Origin of the sequence: Flavobacterium amnicola, assembly GCF_004122165.1 — a bacterium.
GTDB lineage: Bacteria > Bacteroidota > Bacteroidia > Flavobacteriales > Flavobacteriaceae > Flavobacterium > Flavobacterium amnicola.
In genome coordinates this window covers 1-15026 of the sequence record NZ_SBKO01000001.1, presented here as the reverse complement: position 1 = coordinate 15026, position 15026 = coordinate 1, and the positions used below count along the sequence as shown (strand labels likewise).

12 protein-coding genes are annotated in these 15026 nt (G+C 36.8%); 4 read left to right on the top strand and 8 right to left on the bottom strand.

What is annotated here, in order from left to right; all coding sequences use genetic code 11:
- Positions 1–36 precede the first annotated feature (36 nt).
- Entirely contained in the window at positions 37–1293 is a 1257-nt protein-coding gene (locus EQG63_RS00060; protein WP_129432994.1) for an asparagine synthetase B, read from the top strand.
- A gap of 7 nt (positions 1294–1300) precedes the next feature.
- Positions 1301–2212 carry a glutaminase gene (locus EQG63_RS00055; protein ID WP_129432992.1) on the top strand — a complete coding sequence of 304 codons (912 nt, stop codon included), beginning with the start codon at positions 1301–1303 and terminating at the stop codon, positions 2210–2212.
- Here the strand turns inward: EQG63_RS00055 and EQG63_RS00050 are convergent.
- The gene (locus EQG63_RS00050; protein ID WP_129432990.1) at positions 2202–2948 is read right to left on the bottom strand and encodes a sterol desaturase family protein; all 747 of its coding nucleotides are present in this window, start codon (positions 2946–2948) and stop codon (positions 2202–2204) included. The two genes, EQG63_RS00055 and EQG63_RS00050, sit on opposite strands and share 11 nt — an antisense overlap.
- A 30-nt stretch (positions 2949–2978) precedes the next feature.
- The gene (gene cphA / locus EQG63_RS00045; protein WP_129432988.1) at positions 2979–5603 is read right to left on the bottom strand and encodes a cyanophycin synthetase; all 2625 of its coding nucleotides are present in this window, start codon (positions 5601–5603) and stop codon (positions 2979–2981) included.
- 275 nt (positions 5604–5878) lie between these two features.
- Here cphA and EQG63_RS00040 point away from each other — a divergent pair, with 275 nt between their 5' ends.
- Together EQG63_RS00040 and EQG63_RS00035 are read left to right on the top strand one after the other, a co-directional pair.
- The gene (locus EQG63_RS00040; RefSeq protein ID WP_129435226.1) at positions 5879–6751 is read left to right on the top strand and encodes a cyanophycinase; all 873 of its coding nucleotides are present in this window, start codon (positions 5879–5881) and stop codon (positions 6749–6751) included.
- Positions 6752–6850: 99 nt separating this feature from the next.
- The gene (locus tag EQG63_RS00035; RefSeq protein WP_129432986.1) at positions 6851–7693 is read left to right on the top strand and encodes an isoaspartyl peptidase/L-asparaginase; all 843 of its coding nucleotides are present in this window, start codon (positions 6851–6853) and stop codon (positions 7691–7693) included.
- 1 nt (position 7694) lies between these two features.
- On the opposite strand, the gene rlmF is transcribed toward EQG63_RS00035, so the two are convergent.
- From rlmF to EQG63_RS00005, 6 genes are all read right to left on the bottom strand, one after another.
- Complete coding sequence (gene rlmF / locus EQG63_RS00030; protein WP_129432984.1) at positions 7695–8594, bottom strand: 23S rRNA (adenine(1618)-N(6))-methyltransferase RlmF; 900 nt, start codon at positions 8592–8594, stop codon at positions 7695–7697.
- Positions 8595–8861: 267 nt separating this feature from the next.
- Positions 8862–9206 carry a 50S ribosomal protein L20 gene (gene rplT, locus EQG63_RS00025; protein WP_026708677.1) on the bottom strand — a complete coding sequence of 115 codons (345 nt, stop codon included), beginning with the start codon at positions 9204–9206 and terminating at the stop codon, positions 8862–8864.
- Between the two features lie 128 nt (positions 9207–9334).
- Positions 9335–9532, bottom strand: a complete 198-nt coding sequence (gene rpmI / locus EQG63_RS00020) for a 50S ribosomal protein L35 (protein ID WP_129432982.1) — start codon at positions 9530–9532, stop codon at positions 9335–9337.
- A gap of 63 nt (positions 9533–9595) precedes the next feature.
- Positions 9596–10144 carry a translation initiation factor IF-3 gene (gene infC, locus EQG63_RS00015; RefSeq protein ID WP_129432980.1) on the bottom strand — a complete coding sequence of 183 codons (549 nt, stop codon included), beginning with the start codon at positions 10142–10144 and terminating at the stop codon, positions 9596–9598.
- A gap of 22 nt (positions 10145–10166) precedes the next feature.
- The gene (gene thrS, locus EQG63_RS00010) at positions 10167–12113 is read right to left on the bottom strand and encodes a threonine--tRNA ligase (RefSeq protein ID WP_129432978.1); all 1947 of its coding nucleotides are present in this window, start codon (positions 12111–12113) and stop codon (positions 10167–10169) included.
- A gap of 156 nt (positions 12114–12269) precedes the next feature.
- On the bottom strand, positions 12270–14279 hold the full coding sequence (locus EQG63_RS00005; protein ID WP_129432976.1) for a M43 family zinc metalloprotease: 2010 nt from the start codon (positions 14277–14279) through the stop codon (positions 12270–12272).
- Positions 14280–15026: the final 747 nt, after the last annotated feature.

Genomic DNA, 15026 nt, shown 5'->3' with positions numbered 1-15026 from the left:
ATGTATCTTTGGTATAGTGTTCGATTTGTACTACACATGAAAAAACTACTTTATTTATTCCTTTTTTTGGTGGGATTACCGGTTTTTGGTAATTCCATTCTTATTCCTATGGATGAAACTTCTCAAAAGAATCATTTAAAAGCGTATGGAATTACCTATTGGGTTTTGGATAAAGGATATAAAGGAAGTTGGTTGTTAAACTATCGTGGTGGCTCTTTTTTATTGCCTGATGTTTCCGAAATAAGAAAAGAATGTCAAATTCGAGGCGTCAGTTTTGAAGTGCTCTCCGATGCCGAAAGTCAACAAATATTGGCTGATATATCGTCTCCCTCCCAAAACATGGAAACGGTTATTTTGGAAAAAGCACCCAAAATTGCCGTGTATTCACCCCCAGGGAAACAGCCTTGGGATGATGCGGTAACCATGGTGTTGACCTATGCAGAAATTCCTTTCAAAGTAGTATATGATGAAGAAGTACTGAGCGATCAACTCATTTTATACGATTGGTTGCATTTACATCACGAAGATTTTACAGGACAATACGGAAAGTTTTATGCCAATTATAGAAATATGCCTTGGTATATTGAACACAAAAAAGACGCAGAAGCGTTGGCTGCAAAGTTAGGTTATGCTAAAGTGTCACAAGAAAAATTGGCTGTTGCTCAAAAAATTAGAGATTTTGTGATTGGTGGCGGATTTATGTTTGCCATGTGTTCGGCGACTGATAGTTTTGATATAGCCTTAGCCGCTGAAGGGGTAGATATTTGCGAAACCATGTTTGATGGAGATCCAAGCGAAGCCAATTATCAGCAAAAAATTGATTTTACAAAGACCTTTGCTTTCAAAGATTTTATTTTAGATCGAAAACCCGAGCATTATGAGTTTTCTTCCATCGATATGACCGAGAAAAGAATTGTTCCTTTTGAAAAAGATTATTTCACACTGATGGAATTTTCAGCCAAATGGGATGTTATTCCGAGTATGTTATGTCAGAACCATACAGCTTTAGTAAAAGGTTTTATGGGACAAAGTACTGCTTTCGATAGAAACTTGATAAAATCGAATGTGCTTGTCATGGGCGAATGTCAAATTAATGGTGAAGCGCGCTATATTCATGCGCAAAAAGGGAAAGGATTTTTTACTTTTTATGGAGGACACGATCCTGAAGATTACCAACACCGAGTAGGTGATGAACCAACTGATTTGAATTTGCATCCTAATTCTCCAGGATTCCGATTGATCTTAAACAACATTCTTTTTCCAGCGGCGAAAAAGAAACATCAAAAAACGTAACCCGTTTATGAATTACCAAAATATTCTCCAGGAAATTTATCAGGAATCATTGGTGCAACCCAAGATTGGGAATATTGCCACCTATATCCCAGAATTAGCAAATGTACATCCCGATAAATTCGGAATTAGTTTGACTACCATAAATGGTGATAATTTCGGAATTGGTGATTCCAATGAACGTTTTTCGATTCAATCGGTTTCAAAAGCCTTGTCCTTAACACTTGCCTTTTCGCTGTATGGAGAAGAAATATGGAAAAGAGTTGGAGTAGAGCCCTCCGGAAGTGCTTTCAATTCATTGGTGCAGTTGGAATATGAAAAAGGCATTCCGCGCAATCCATTTATTAATGCTGGCGCATTGGTTATTGCCGACATGTTGGTTTCGGGACTTAAAAATCCGAAGCAAGATTTTCTTGATTTTATTCGAACGACTTCTGGAATTTCAACCATCAATTTCGATGAAAAAGTAGCACAATCGGAGAAAAATACAGGTTATCGAAATGCCGCTTTAGCCAATTTTCTGAAATCGTTCGGAAATATTAAAAATGATGTAGAGGAAGTATTGGATTTTTATTTTCATCAATGTTCCATTAGTATGTCTTGCCATGAATTAAACCATGCTTTTTTCTTTTTTGCTAATGAAGGGTTAACGCAAAAAGGAATTCAGATTTTAAATCAGAGTCAAATTAAGCGAATGAACGCCCTAATGCAAACCTGCGGATTTTATGATGAATCGGGCGAGTTTACGTATCGTGTTGGTTTGCCTGGAAAAAGTGGTGTTGGCGGTGGAATCGTAGCATTAATGCCCAAACAATTTATAGTATCGACTTGGAGTCCACGATTAAATTCTAACGGAAATTCTGAATTAGGTATGTTTGCTTTGGAACAATTAACTACTAAAACAGGACTTTCTATTTTTTAACTGCTTCATAGGTGGAATCATAATCTTCTCGAACGGTGCCCAACCATCGGTCCCAAATTAAGGTATATAAACCGTAATTGCCAAAGAAAGATTTATGATGTTGGTTGTGTGCAACACTAGTGTTGACCCACTTTCCAATCCATGTTTTATGAAAATTTTTAGGGTATAACTCATAGCCTAAATGACCATAGACATTATAGATGATTTGGAAAAGCATAAAAATAAAGAATGCAGTACGATGAACTGGTACAGTAAATGCGACTAAAGGAACAATTCCAGCTTCTAAAACGGCTTCCAAAGGATGAAAAGCATAGGCTGTCCACGGAGAAGGATTGGTCGATTTATGATGAATTAAATGTACTTTTCGATATAAAATCGGATGATGCATGGCGCGGTGACACCAATAAAAATAAGTGTCGTGTAAGAAAAACATCCAAACAAAACTCAAGGCAAACCAATACGGATTAATTATCGGACCATAATTGATATTGTTATACGGTCGCAAAGCGGTAAAACACAAATAAGCCATAGTGGCAAAAATGAGCATTGAAACAACAGAATAGCCAATGTCGCGGTAATAATTATCTTTTTTTGGAAACTTCTTCTGGATTTTAATTTTCTCAAATACTTTCGGAAAAAGGATATAAAAAATTAAAAAAGTGATGCTCGCCAATAAGAAATAACGCACCGAAATATTCGTCAATGACTTTAACCAAATGTCAACTTCAAAATTCATAGCTTCATTTTTATTTAAAAGAAAGAACGGTTAAACCGCTCCTTCTTCATTTTCTTTGTCTAAATATTCTTGTACCGTTTCGATTGCGTTATTGATCACATCGCTTAAAGCGGTGATAAAACTTCCATCTTCCGCATTATCCATCGCATGTTTCAAAGCTTCCACTTCAATGGATATAATTTCGGTTGTTACATTTTTACCACTTTCTGCAATTCCAGCTAAAATGATATTATTAATTTCTTCCTCGGTTCGGCCACGTAAATGCTTTTCTTGACGAATAATAATGTGGTCAAACATTCTTCCAGCAATTTTGGCACATTCTTTAATGTCTTCGTCACGACGATCACCCACACCGGCTATAATTCCGATTTTTTTAGTCGCTTGTACACTACTTAAATATTCTTCTACGCCACGATATCCTGCAGGATTGTGAGCGAAATCAATCAATACTTTGAATTTTTTGAATTCGAAAATATTCATTCTTCCTGGTGTTTGTGCAGCACTCGGAATGAAAGTTTGTAAAGACAAACTAATATCTTCTGTTTTGAAACCTTGTAAATAAGCAGCTAAAGTGGCTGCTAAGGCATTGGCGATCATAAATTTGGCTTTCCCTCCAAGGGTTAGAGGAACGTGAGTTGCTTTTTCAACTCTAATTTTCCATTCGCCTTTTTTGATAGTAATAAACCCATTTTCATAAACGGCTACAATTTTACCTTCTTTGGCAAATTTTTGAACCACGGGATTGTCTTCATTCATGGCAAAATATGCCACATTACAATCCAATAGATTGGCAATTTTCAAACATTGCTCGTCTTCGGCATTCAAAATTGCCCAACCATCTTTTTTAACACTTCTCACAACAGTCGCTTTTACTCTAGCCAAATCATCTAGCGTGTGAATATCAGATAATCCCAAATGGTCTTCTTGGATGTTGGTGATAATACCGATATCGCAACGGCTAAAACCTAGTCCGGCGCGTAAAATTCCACCACGAGCGGTTTCTAAAACTGCAAATTCTACAGTAGGATCTTTTAAAATATATTCGGCAGAAATTGGCCCTGTTGTATCTCCTTTTTCCATCATGTGGTTTTGAACATAAATACCATCGGAAGTCGTAAATCCAACTTTATACCCATTATTTTTTACAATATGCGCTAATAATCGGGTAGTGGTCGTTTTTCCATTGGTTCCTGTTATCGCTATAATCGGAATGCGACTTGGTTTTCCGGGTGGATACAGCATGTCAATTACTGGAGCTGCCACGTTTCTTGGTAATCCTTCCGAAGGCGCCAAGTGCATACGGAAACCTGGTGCAGCATTTACTTCTAAGATACAACCTCCGTTTTCTTTTAAAGGTTGCGTTAGGTTTTCGGCCATGATATCCACGCCACAAACATCCAATCCAATCACTCTTGAAATACGTTCACACAAGAAAATATTTTCAGGATGCATCATGTCGGTCACATCGATGGAAGTTCCGCCAGTACTTAAATTAGCAGTCGATTTTAAATAAACGATTTCATCTTTCATCGGAACCGTTTCTAGAGTATAACCTAATTTTTCTAACAAATCAGTAGTATCTCTGTCGACATCAATTTGGGTTAAGACATTTTCGTGTCCGTAACCTCTGCGTGGATCTTTATTGGTTTCGTCAATTAATTGTTGAATGTTGTGATTGCCATCTCCTTTTACGTGAGCAGGTTCTCTTTTGGCTGCTGCGACCAATTTATTATCAATAATTAAGACTCTAAAGTCGAAACCGGTAATGAATTTTTCAACGATGACACGACGGCTATAATTTTTAGCATAGGCTAATCCAGCGACAGCATCTTCCCAGTTTTTGACATTAATGGAAGCGCCTTTCCCGTGATTACCATCTAATGGTTTTATCACAATTGGATAGCCAATTTTTTTGATCACGCTTTCTAAATCTTCTTCATCTACACAAATGCCACCACTCGCTACAGGAATAGAAGCCAATTCTAACATACGTTTGGTTTCTTCTTTATTACAAGCTATATCTACGGCTATATTACTAGTTTTACAAGTGATAGTAGCCTGAAAACGCATTTGATTGACACCATATCCCAATTGTACTAAAGAATTTGTCCCTAAACGAATCCAAGGAATATCACGGGCTACGGCTTCTTCTACGATACTTCCTGTGGAAGGACCTAGACGAACGCGTTCACGAATTTCACGCATTTTTTGAATATCAGCTTCTACGTCATAAGGCGTTCCGGCGATTAAAGCTTCGGCGATTCTAACAGACGATTCGGCAGCAAAAAGTCCCACGTTTTCTTCGGTATAGCTGAAAACCACATTGTATACTCCAGGAGTTTTGGTTTCTCTAGTGCGTCCAAAACCGGTTTCCATTCCGGCAAGAGTTTGGATTTCCAACGCAATGTGCTCAATAACATGACCCATCCAAGTACCACGTTCTACGCGCATGAAAAAACCACCGCGACATCCTTCTGAACAACGATGTTCGATCATAGTCGGGAACATGGCTTCAATACGTTCTCTAAAACCATCAATTTTGTCCGTTGGAAATTGCTCCATTTCTTCCAAGTCCAAACGCATTTGAATTAATTTTTTGCGTTTTACACTCCAAATATTAGGTCCACGTAACGCTTGAATTTTATCTATTTTCATTTTCTGATGGTTTTGTATTGATTTTGTTAAAAATAGGAAAATTTTAGTATTGGTTTCTACTTTTTTGAGATAATATTTATTGTAGAAGTGCTAAATGATTGGAATTATGAAAACTAGCCCCGATAGTAGCGATATCCTTTTAATTGTAGAACAGTGTTTCGACAATTAAAAGATAAAGCGAATAGCGGGTAAAATGTTGATAAGTGCCGAAAAACTTTTGCTTCAAAACCTATAAATTGGTTGGTGTAAATTCATTTTTTGGCTATTTTTACCGCATGAATATAAAAGGAAAATTAGTCATTATTGGCGGTGCGGTTGATAAAGGGAGTTTTACAGAGACCGATATAGATAAAAATGCAGCGAAGAATTTAAACTTTTTTGAGGAAGGAATTTTGAAAAGAATTCTTGACGAATCAAAGCATAAAAAAGAATCTAGAATAGAAGTGATTACTACCGCTTCTAAAATTCCTAGAGAAATTGGACCAGAATATGTCAAAGCCTTGAATTATTTAGGGGCGAATAACGTTGATGTTTTACACATTGAAAAAAGAGAACAAGCGACAGAACCTGAAGTTTTAGCGCGATTAAAAGCAGCAGATGTGGTGATGTTTACAGGTGGTGATCAATTGCGTTTGACTTCTATTTTGGGAGGAACACAGTTTGATGAGATTTTGTTAAACAAATATCATAATGAAGATTTCATTTATGCTGGAACTTCGGCAGGAGCAGCTGCAGCTTCTAACAGTATGATTTACCAAGGAAGTAGTAGTGAAGCCTTATTGAAAGGGGAAGTAAAAATAACTTCTGGTTTAGGTTTGATTGATGGAGTAGTAATTGATACCCATTTTGTACAACGTGGTCGCATTGGACGATTGTTTCAAGCGGTAGTTGGAAATCCGAAAGTATTAGGAATTGGTTTGGGAGAAGATACTGGTTTACTAATTACAAACGGGAAAAAGATGGAAGCAATTGGTTCAGGTCTTGTGATTCTTGTGGATGGTCGTGAAATTAAAGATACGAACTTAACCCAAGTAGAATTAGGACAACCAATTTCGATTTCACATTTGGTGACGCATGTAATGAGTAAATATGACACGTTCGATTTGGATACTTATAAAATGAGTATTCATTCGTCGCAATATGTTTAATTGGTAACTTCGAGAGCCTCAGTTACCATTCGAGTGCCTTAGTTACTTGTTGGCTGAGGTTCTCGAAGCCAACATCCTGTTAATTAATCCTAACTCTATATGAAAATAATAATCCACGGTGGTTTTTTTTCCGAATCTTCTACCAATGCCGAAACCAAATTAGCCAAGCAAAATGCCTTAGAACGAATTGCTAAAGAGTCGTTTGCCTATTTGCAACATCATTCGGCGGTTGAAACGGTTGTGTTTGCAGTTTCTTTATTGGAAGACGATGCGTTGTTTAATGCAGGTATTGGATCTCAAATTCAAAGCGACGGAAAAATCCGTATGAGTGCTTCTTTGATGGATGGTGTGACGCAAAAAATGAGTGGTGTGATTAATATTGAAGAGGTTAAAAATCCGATTCAAGTAGCGGAAGTTTTGATGAGTGTTGACGATAGAGTTTTAGGTGGAAGTGGCGCTACTCATTTTGCTAGACAACACGGGTTTGACGTTTTTTCGACCGAAATACCACAGCGTAGAGCCGAATATGAAGCGAAACTAAAATCACTTGGAACCGGAACGGTAGGTTGTGTGGCTTTGGATGCTAATGGAAATTTAGCTGCTGCCACTTCTACAGGTGGAAAAGGATTTGAAATTCCAGGTCGTATTTCTGATTCGGCGACGGTAGCGGGCAATTATGCGAATGCTTTTTGTGGCGTAAGTTTGACAGGAGTAGGAGAAGATATTGTGAGTAATGCTACTGCTGCTAAAATTGTTACTCGTGTAACCGACGGATTTTCATTAGAAAAAGCCTTTGAAAAAACATTTAACGAGTTACAACCGTATGATGGTTTTGCCGGAGCTATTGCGATTGATAAAGACGGCAATATGTTTCACCAAGATTCGCATCCAAGTATGGTTTTTGCAAGTTTTGACGGAGAAAAATTCGAGGTTTTTAACTAAGCTAAAATTTCCAAGCTAGAATTCTACTGGTTTTATTGCCTTGATTCATTTCGATAATTTCCACTTCAGCCTTAACTTTTTTCAGGACTGTAAAGAGTGGTTTTAGGTTTTCTTTTTTGGAAACCAACGAGGTAAACCATTTGCATTGGGTTTTAAAATGCACACTTTCATAGATCATATTGGTGATAAAAGCGAGTTCGCCGCCTTCGCACCACAGTTCGTTGTTTTGTCCGCCGAAGTTTAATGTCGGTTTGGCTTCTATTGCTTTCCCTAAGTTTTTGAGTTTGCGTTGTGTTCCTTTGGTTGCTTCTTCTTTAGAGTTGTGAAAGGGGGGATTGCAAATGACACAATCAAATTTTTCATCGGGAAGTATAATTCCTTTTAATATGTTTCGTTTGTTGTCTTGTTGGCGAATTGAAATGGCTTCGCTTAATCCGTTTTTTTCAATGATTGTTTTTGCGGTAGCAATCGCTGGCTTGTCAATTTCGCTTCCTACAAAGGTCCAATGGTATTCCTGATGTCCAATGATGGGATAAATAACATTGGCTCCTGTTCCGATATCTAAAATTTTTATACCGCTTCCCGTGGGTAAGGTACCGTTGATTCCTTTAGCTAATAAATCGGCGATATGATGAATATAATCGGCGCGGCCGGGAATGGGCGGACAAAGATTTGTTGGTGGTAATTCGTAATAGGCAATTTTGTAAAAATGCTGAAGTAGGGCTTTGTTTAAAGCTTTTACGGCATCGGGATTAGCAAAATCTACGCTTTCATTTCCGAATTTGTTGGGGTGAACAAAGGCTTTTAAATCAGGTAGGGTTTCGATTAGGGTTTTGAAGTCATAATTGGAATTATGTTTGTTTCGTGGGTGCAAGTTTTTTGAAGTATCGATAGTTTTCATGGATTCGATTATTTTGATGTAAAAGTACGCAATTCTGAGGAAAGTTGCTCAGAAGTTTGCGGCTTGTAGAGTAGCCCCGATAGGAGTGGAAATCCTGTCATTGCGAGTTGGCGAAGCTATCTCGCAATGACAGATTGCAGCGGACAGCGGGTGAAGGCTGAAAGGGGACGGAAGGTTGTGCTCCTGAAAATTTGAGATATAAAAAAAGTCCCACTCTTTCGAATGGGACTTTTGAATAAGTAAGTTAAATATATTGTTAAACGTTTATTATTTTACTTTGTTAAGAATAGCTTTGAAAGCTTCTGGGTGGTTCATCGCTAAATCAGCTAATACCTTACGGTTTAACTCGATGTTGTTCTTTTTTACTTTACCCATAAACTGAGAGTAAGACATTCCTTCTAAACGAGCTCCAGCGTTAATACGTTGAATCCATAAAGCACGGAAGTTTCTCTTGTTTACTTTTCTATCACGGTATGCATAGCACATTGCTTTTTCAACCGCATTCTTAGCAACTGTCCAAACGTTTTTTCTACGACCAAAGAAACCTTTGGCTTGCTTCATTATCTTTTTTCTTCTTGCTCTTTTAGCAACTGAATTTACTGATCTTGGCATAATTTTACTTTTTTTTTGTAGCAGGCGGTTCGAATTTAATCAAGAACACTTATTGGCCATACTCCAAGGTTATTAAATTGTTTTTAACCTAAAGAATTATTCTTAGTTAATTGACAATAAATTGTCGATTAGATAATTCTTAATTGTTGTTTGATGCTTTTCATATCTGTTTCGTGAACTAGAGCTGAATGTGTCAACGCTAATTTACGTTTTTTAGATTTTTTAGTCAAAATGTGACTTTTGAAAGCATGCTTTCTTTTAATTTTTCCAGAACCAGTAACTTTAAAACGTTTCTTAGCACTAGATTTAGTTTTCATTTTAGGCATAATTTCCCAAATTTATTTAATTTAACTTACTTACTGTCTTTGCGAGTTTGCGAAGCAATCTCTTTACTTTTTCTTTTTCGGAGAAATGAACATAATCATTCTCTTTCCTTCTAGAACAGGCATCGCTTCTACTTTACCTACTTCTTCAAGATCTTGTGCTAATCTTAATAATAAGATTTGACCTTGTTCTTTATAAATGATAGAACGTCCTTTGAAGAATACAAAAGCTTTTAATTTTGAACCTTCTTTTAGGAATTTCTCCGCATTTTTCTTTTTGAATTCGTAATCGTGCTCATCAGTTTGAGGTCCGAAACGAATTTCTTTTATTACAATTTGAGTAGCTTTAGCTTTAAGTTCCTTCTCACGCTTCTTTTGCATGTATACGAACTTTTTATAGTCCATAATTTTACACACTGGTGGTTCAGCGTTTGGAGAAATCTCTACTAAATCTAAATCTAGTTCGTCTGCCATACGTAGTGCTTCCGAAGTTTTAATAACTCTTGGCTCTACATTGTCTCCTACAAGGCGTACTTCTGGAACACGGATGAAATTGTTAATTCTGTGTTCGTCTTTTTTTTCTACTCTAGGTTGGTAACCTCTGTTGTTTCTAATTGCGATAACTTTATAATTTTAGTTAAACATCAAATGACTTTAAAGATTTGCTCACTTCTTCTTTAACAAGTGCTGCAAATTCTTCTATTTTAATTGTAATATTTCCTTTTCCTTCTTGACCATGACGTCTTACAGAAACAGTACCGTTTTTCTCTTCTTCCTCGCCAACAATCAGCATAAACGGGTATTTCTGTACTTCAGCTTCTCTAATTTTCTTCCCGATTGTTTCGTTTCGGTTGTCAATTAGGGCGCGAATTTCGTCATTTTCTAGCAATTCTGAAACTTTTTTCGCATAATTTTCATATTTCTCACTCAAAGATAGGATAATAGCCTGTTCTGGCATTAACCAAAGTGGGAAATTTCCTCCAGTGTGCTCGAGTAAAATTGCGATAAAACGTTCCATTGAACCAAAAGGCGCTCGGTGAATCATTACCGGTCGGTGTAATTCATTGTCTGAACCTTTATAATGTAAGTCGAAACGCTCCGGTAAGTTGTAATCTACCTGAATCGTTCCTAACTGCCAACTTCTGCCTAAAGCATCTTTTACCATAAAGTCTAGCTTCGGTCCGTAAAAGGCAGCTTCACCATATTCAATAACATAGTTTAAGTCTTTGTCTTTGGCAGCATTGATAATGGCGTTTTCTGCTTTTTCCCAGTTTTCGTCACTACCGATGTATTTATCTCTGTTTTCTTTATCACGTAACGATACTTGAGCAGTAAAGTTTTCGAATCCTAAGGAACCAAATACATATAATACAAGGTCAATTACTTTTTTGAATTCTAAATCCAATTGGTCTGGCGTACAAAAAATATGGGCATCATCCTGAGTAAATCCTCTTACACGAGTCAAACCGTGTAATTCTCCCGATTGCTCATAACGGTATACAGTTCCAAATTCAGCATAACGTTTCGGTAGATCTTTATACGACCAAGGTCTTGCATTGTAAATTTCACAATGGTGCGGACAGTTCATTGGTTTTAATAAAAACTCTTCGCCTTCTGCTGGAGTGTGAATAGGTTGAAAACTATCTGCTCCGTATTTGGCATAATGCCCAGAAGTTACGTATAATTCCTTTTGACCAATATGAGGTGTAACCACTTGTTCGTACCCGCCTTTCTTTTGTGCTTTCTTTAAAAACTGCTCCAAACGATCGCGTAACGCAGCTCCTTTTGGTAACCATAATGGCAAACCTTGACCAACACGTTGTGAAAAATGGAATAATTCCAATTCTTTTCCAAGCTTTCTGTGGTCACGACGCTTTGCTTCTTCTAATAACTCTAAATATTCCGTTAACTCTTTTTGTTTTGGAAATGAGATTCCATACACACGAGTCAATTGTTTATTTTTTTCATCACCTCTCCAATAGGCTCCTGCAACCGATAAGATTTTCATGGCTTTAATGATTCCTGTATTTGGAATGTGTCCACCACGGCATAAATCAGTAAAAGTTGAGTGATCACAAAAGGTAATCGTTCCGTCTTCTAGGTTTTGAATTAATTCTGTTTTGAATTCATTGTCCTTATATAATTCCAACGCCTCCGCTTTTGTAGCGCTGCGCATTTTGAATTCATGTTTTTCACGAGCAATCTCTAAAACACGGTCTTCTACTTTTTTGAAATCAGCATCCGTAATTTTTTTATCTCCAAAATCTACGTCATAGTAAAAACCTCTTTCGATAGCTGGACCTATAGTAAGTTTGATTCCAGGGAATAATTCTTCCAAGGCTTGCGCCATTACATGCGAAGTCGAGTGCCAAAATGCTTTTTTCCCTTCAGCAGTATCCCATGTATATAAGGTAAGATTACCGTCGGTTGTTAATTGGGTTTCTGTTTCAATGGTCGTACCATTAAAAGAAGCCGAAATAACATTTCTTGCTAAACCCTCACTGATAGATTTAGCCACATCCATAGGAGTCACACCATTTGCGTACTCTCTAACCGAACCGTCTGGTAAAGTAATCTTAATCATTATTGTTAATTTAAGTCCGCAAATATATGCCATTCACAAAACACATACAATATATATATGGGATGTTTTTTATTTTCTTCAAAAAGAGAGCCGTTGTTTTTTCTTTTAATTTAAAAACCATCGAATCTTAGGAGAAGAAACGATGGTTTTTTTTTGTTATTCTGTTATGATTTTTCGGGTAGTTGTGCTTCTGTCTTCTAATATCACTTTAACGAGTAAAACTTGGTTAGATTTGATGTTGTTGAACAAAACTTCTTTGGAGTGACAATTGGATTTGTTTATTAAAGTTCTCCCGAGTAAGTCAAAAATGACTACATTGGAAATAGTCGAGCTACTAATAATCTTAATTTCAGAATTTTTTGAAATAATTTTAAGTAGGTTTTCGCTAGTAAATGAGGGATAGCTTAGCACAGTCGGCTCGTAGATTTTTACATTTCTGAAAAAAGAAGTGGCGTCATTAAAGCTTCCGCCACCAGGATAGATACTTGCGGTCCAAGCTGGATTTGTAAAAGTGTCATTTTCACTTGAGAAAAATAAATACTTTGCAAGACCTGTAAAATAGGTTCCTATTGGAATATTGTAATGCTTGTAAGTGTATTTATCAGCATCTGTGTAAGTGTTATAGGTGTTTATGTTTGCTGCAGAATCAGGAATCGCTTTGTTTCCGAATAATTTAAAAGATAACGTATGACCCGCAACCAAATCATTATCGATGCCAATAGCATGTCTTTCACCATCAATGGTGCTCATGAAGTCGAACTCTAAAATCGTATTGGCAGTTACGTTGTAGTTTACATCAATCGCTTTCCAGGCGTTTACGGAAGTGTGCAGTGTGGCTCCTCCATCATCAATAGAATGTACTCCTTTGTCTTCAATATCTGCGCTATATCTCAAAATTGGATTCGTGTTAAAATCTATAATTGGTAGTAAAGCGTCACAAGCGTCAGAACTAGCTGGATTTGCATCTAAATTTACGTCTGGTTTTCCTGGACATTGATCCGCGCTATCGCATATGCCATCGCCATCACTGTCGTTATAAATGTCATTTGGACATGTGTCACAAGTGTTCGGAATTCCGTCTCCGTCGGAATCCACTCCTGTAGTACAGCCATATAGTTTCGCTAAAACATTCGCAGCAGACCATAAATTATTTCGACTTGAAACGGTTGAATTCAAAGTGGCCTCAGTTCTGTTTTTCTGTCCTACAGTAAACATTCCGTAAATAGAGGATGTATAATCCATTACATTGTTGTAATTATCCACAATGCCTGTACAGCTTATATGGGAAAATCCAGGAAAATTATCCATATCAGACAAGCTGTTTCCTCTTGTTTTAGGGGTGTCAGTAACAAAATCATCACTACCAAAACAGTTTGTTGCAGCACCATTGTTTCCGTTATACGCCCATATATGTGCAAGGTTTAACCAATGGCCTGTTTCGTGAGCGATGTTGTAATACCAGTTTTGCCACATGTTGGTGTGTTCTCCATACGCCCAAAAGCACATAACTTGACCGTCTAAGTATGCGTTTGTAGTTGAAGCAACATCTGATGGGAATGTTGCAAATCCAGAACTGGTGCTTGTGTCTGATAAACGAGAAACAATATAGATATTGTAATAATTCTCTCTTGGCCAGCCATAGGTCGATTTTAATGCATTGCCATATCCGTTATTACTATTGGTTACATCTAAGTCTCTAGTAATTCCGCTTGTTGGGTTACCGTTTGGGTCAAATTTTGCTAATTCAAAATGTAATTTTTTACCGTTGTAGGCACCTCTAATCGAAGCGAATAAAGGGTCGTTAAATCTATCGTTTTCAGTAACTCCACTAAAAAACTGGTTCAATAAATCTATAGATCTCTTAATAGTGGCATCTGATAAATTTTCAATCCCTCCTTTATGTACAACATGTACAACGACAGGAATGATATAGTCGTATCCGATTTGTAAATTTGAATTTATATTTTTTTGACTTTCCACGCTCTCAGGTTTGAAATCTTTTATAAAACTTTCTAAATCTTTAAAAGCTTTATTGTTTTCAGGGCGTAATTCAGGGTGATTGTTGTAAAGGTTTTCTTGATATTTCTCTTGTCCGCAATGATGATCGACTTGAGCATAAATTGAAAAAGAGAAAAGGGTTAGTGTTAAAAATGTAAATTTTTTCATGTTATTTTTTTATTTTCAGCGCGAAAGTAGCCATAAAAAGGTTATAAAACATATTTGAATTAGTCATTTTCCAAGGGTTATAATGTAAGTATTACATATATAGTATATTACATTTCTTTTTTTTAGCGTGTCCCTTTGGGTCGGGCTATCCGCTATATCTTTTTCCTCCATTTCATTTCGTAAAAGGATGTCGCTTTTATCCCTCACACAGAAGTATCCTAATATGTAGATATAAATAAGTTGGATTGATTTGTGTACTAGTATTGCTGGTGCTTGTTCTTTCTTATTTGATAAGATGCAGTATAATCCTCTTTCAGAAGTTTATTTTGTTTCTACTATATATAAGTGTATTTCTTATTTGGGCGTGTCCCTTCGGGTCGGGCTGTTCGCTGTATCTTTTATAAGTTGTCTGAGGTTCTCGAAGACAACTATAAAAGGATGCCGCTACCATCCCTCACGCGTCCCTCGTGAGTTTTTCCTGATCCACGGTATTTGTAACTATCTGATAATTAACCAAGCAAAAAAAAGATTTAAAAAAGGTTTCAAAAAGATTAGGAAAGCTAAAAAGAAGTACTACTTTTGCACCCGCAATCAGCAACAAGTTGTTTGCAAAACAAAGCAAAGTTCTTTAAAATACTGATTCAAATTTAAAAGTGACTGTAAATGAGGGTTTAAAAAAAACTTTCAAAAAAGTTGTAAAAAGATTTGGAAATGGAAAAATAAAGATGTTATCTTTGCACCCCGCAA

What these genes read in the sequence shown, in the direction of transcription:
- EQG63_RS00040 (WP_129435226.1), top strand. Translation starts at nt 5,879, where the DNA reads ATGAATATAAAAGGAAAATTAGTCATTATTGGCGGTGCGGTTGATAAA.
- thrS (WP_129432978.1), bottom strand. Translation starts at nt 12,113, where the DNA reads ATGATTAAGATTACTTTACCAGACGGTTCGGTTAGAGAGTACGCAAAT.
- EQG63_RS00050 (WP_129432990.1), bottom strand. Translation starts at nt 2,948, where the DNA reads ATGAATTTTGAAGTTGACATTTGGTTAAAGTCATTGACGAATATTTCG.
- cphA (WP_129432988.1), bottom strand. Translation starts at nt 5,603, where the DNA reads ATGAAAATAGATAAAATTCAAGCGTTACGTGGACCTAATATTTGGAGT.
- EQG63_RS00055 (WP_129432992.1), top strand. Translation starts at nt 1,301, where the DNA reads ATGAATTACCAAAATATTCTCCAGGAAATTTATCAGGAATCATTGGTG.
- EQG63_RS00005 (WP_129432976.1), bottom strand. Translation starts at nt 14,279, where the DNA reads ATGAAAAAATTTACATTTTTAACACTAACCCTTTTCTCTTTTTCAATT.
- EQG63_RS00060 (WP_129432994.1), top strand. Translation starts at nt 37, where the DNA reads ATGAAAAAACTACTTTATTTATTCCTTTTTTTGGTGGGATTACCGGTT.
- rlmF (WP_129432984.1), bottom strand. Translation starts at nt 8,594, where the DNA reads ATGAAAACTATCGATACTTCAAAAAACTTGCACCCACGAAACAAACAT.
- rpmI (WP_129432982.1), bottom strand. Translation starts at nt 9,532, where the DNA reads ATGCCTAAAATGAAAACTAAATCTAGTGCTAAGAAACGTTTTAAAGTT.
- rplT (WP_026708677.1), bottom strand. Translation starts at nt 9,206, where the DNA reads ATGCCAAGATCAGTAAATTCAGTTGCTAAAAGAGCAAGAAGAAAAAAG.
- EQG63_RS00035 (WP_129432986.1), top strand. Translation starts at nt 6,851, where the DNA reads ATGAAAATAATAATCCACGGTGGTTTTTTTTCCGAATCTTCTACCAAT.